This is a genomic window from Thermus sp., assembly GCF_056332225.1.
Genome location: NZ_JBWGQW010000104.1, coordinates 1 through 2324, shown reverse-complemented (window position 1 = coordinate 2324; position 2324 = coordinate 1). Strand labels below are relative to the sequence as shown.

Here is a 2324-nt window from a genome sequence, read left to right as displayed (position 1 = left end):
CGAAGCTTTGGCCCGGGCCCGGGCCCTGGGGGTGTGGGCGGTGCCCCAGCCCATATTTTTGGAGGAGTTGCGGGAAAACTTCCTCCGCTATCTTCCCCCCGGGCTTCTGCCCTGGTGCTACAACCTGGCCCGCCTGGAGCGGGCGGGGGTTCCCCTAGCCTTCTCTTCCAACGCCCCCGTGGTCCAGGAGGTGAGCCCGGTTTTCGGAGCCCTCGCCGCCTGGCGGAGTCCCCTCTTCGGGGAGGGGATTCCTTTAGCCAGAGGGTTTTTCTACTACAATCGGCCTGAGGCCAGCGGCCTGCCCACGGCCCGGCTCTGGCCGGGAGAGCGGGCGGACCTGATAGGGGACCCTTTCCGCTACCCAGAGGAGGCCCGGGTGGTGCGCGTGGAGGTGGACGGTGTGGCGGTCTTTGAGGCTTGACCTAAAGGCGAGGAGGGCCTACTGGCAGGAGGTTTCCCCGGAGGAGGTGGCCTTCGGCGGGCGCTACCGCACGGGGAAACTCCTTTTGGAAAGGGAGGCTTACCGCGTTGACCCCCTATCCCCCGGAAACCCCTTGGTCTTCGCCGTGGGGCCCCTAGCGGGGACGGGCTTCTCCAACGCCAACCGCACCAGCGTGGGCACCCGTAGCCCCCTCACCCTGGGCATCAAGGAGGCGAACGGCGGGGGCACCTTCGGCTACGCCCTGGGCCAGCTCAAGCTCGCCCACCTGGTCCTGGAGGGGGAGAGCCCCGACTGGGTGGTCCTCCGCATCACCCGGGGGGGCGAGGTCTTCTTTGACCCCGCCCAGGACCTCCTCGGCCTCGGGAACTTTGAGGCGGCAAGAAGGCTCTTCGCCGCCTACGGCCAGAGGATCGCCTTCGCCCTTTTGGGGCCCGTGGGGGAGTATCTGGGGCTTCTTTCCGGCATCGCCTTCTCCGACGTAGACGGCCGTCCCTCCCGCCTCGCCGCCCGTGGGGGCGTGGGGGCGGTGATGGGAAGGAAGCGGGTCAAGGCCATCGTGGTGGAGGTGCCGGGGAAGGCGGAGGTCTTTGACAGGCCCAAGGTTTCCGAGGCGGTGCGCCGCTACGCCAAGCTCCTCCGGGAAGACCCCCTGGTCATGCAGTTCTACAACGCCATCGGCACCATGGGCATGGCCGACTTTCAGAACGCCTTCGGGGGGCTTCCCGTGCGGAACTTCCGCGAGGGGAGGCTCGCGCCCCCGGAGGCCTTCCGCATGGGCGGCCAGCACATCGCCCCCCTCAACAAGGCCCGGGGCGGCAAGCACACCCACGCCTGCATGCCGGGGTGCGTGATCCAGTGCTCCAACGTCATCGTGGACGAGAAGGGGGAGGAGGTGGTCTCCCCCCTGGAGTACGAGACCATCGGGCTCCTCGGCACCAACTGCGGCCTAAATGACCCCGACCAGCTCGCCCGGCTGAACCGCCTGGCCAACGACCTGGGGGTGGACACCATTGAGACCGGGGCCACCCTGGCCCTCCTCATGGAAAAGGGCCTCGCCCCCTGGGGGGACTACGCCTTCATGGAGGCGAAGCTAAAGGCCCTCTACGCCCCTTCCGAGGAGGCCCGCTTCCTCGCCCAGGGCACGGCCCGGGTGGGGGAGGCCTTGGGGCTTAGGCGGGTCCCCGTGATCAAGCGCCAGGCCATCAGCGCCTACGACCCCCGGGTGGTGGAGGCCACGGGGATCACCATGATGGTCACCGCCCAGGGGGCGGACCACACGGCGGGGAACGCTCCCCGGCTGGAGACCCGGGCCATGAAGGCGGAGGAGATCCTGGAGGCGAGCTACACCGCCCAGGTGAACGCCGCCGCCAACGACAGCCTGGGCCTTTGCGTCTTCGGGGGGAGCGTGACCAACAAGGAGGTGGCCTTCGTGGTGGAGAGCGTGAACGCCGCCCTGGGCACCGCCTTCTCCCCGGAGCTTTGGCGGGAGCTCGGGGAAGGGGTCTTGCGCCTGGAGCACCGCTTCAACCACCTGGTGGGCTTCACCCACGAGGACGACCGCCTTCCCGCCTTCTTCTACGAGGAGCCCGTGCCTCCCAAGGGCTACACCGCCCGCTTCCGCCCCGAGGACCTAAAGCCCCTCTACGAGAGGCTCCACCGAAAGGCTTAGGCCTGGACGCGCCGCCTGGGCCAGGCGAAGGTGCCCCTCCTCGCCGCCCGAAGGGCGGCGGGAAGGGTCGGCTCACCAGGGGTCGTAGAGGGCGGGTTTCCTAGCGCTTTGCGGCAGGCTCTCCCCATGGAGGAAGCGCAGGGCGTAGAGCCGGGCGAGCTCGGGGAAGGGGTCCTTCGCCACCCTCCCCAGGGCGTAGACCTTTCTTGGCGA

General features: G+C 68.9%; 1 protein-coding gene and 1 pseudogene. Both read left to right on the top strand.

The features are described 5' to 3' along the window. Nucleotides 1–421, top strand: a pseudogene (locus AC01Y6_RS10185) (amidohydrolase); the annotation flags it as partial. Next, nucleotides 399–2111 (top strand): aldehyde ferredoxin oxidoreductase C-terminal domain-containing protein, encoded by a 1713-nt coding sequence (locus AC01Y6_RS10180; RefSeq protein WP_476671393.1) that lies wholly within the window; start codon nt 399–401, stop codon nt 2109–2111. The pseudogene AC01Y6_RS10185 and the gene AC01Y6_RS10180, both read left to right, overlap by 23 nt. Nucleotides 2112–2324: the final 213 nt, after the last annotated feature.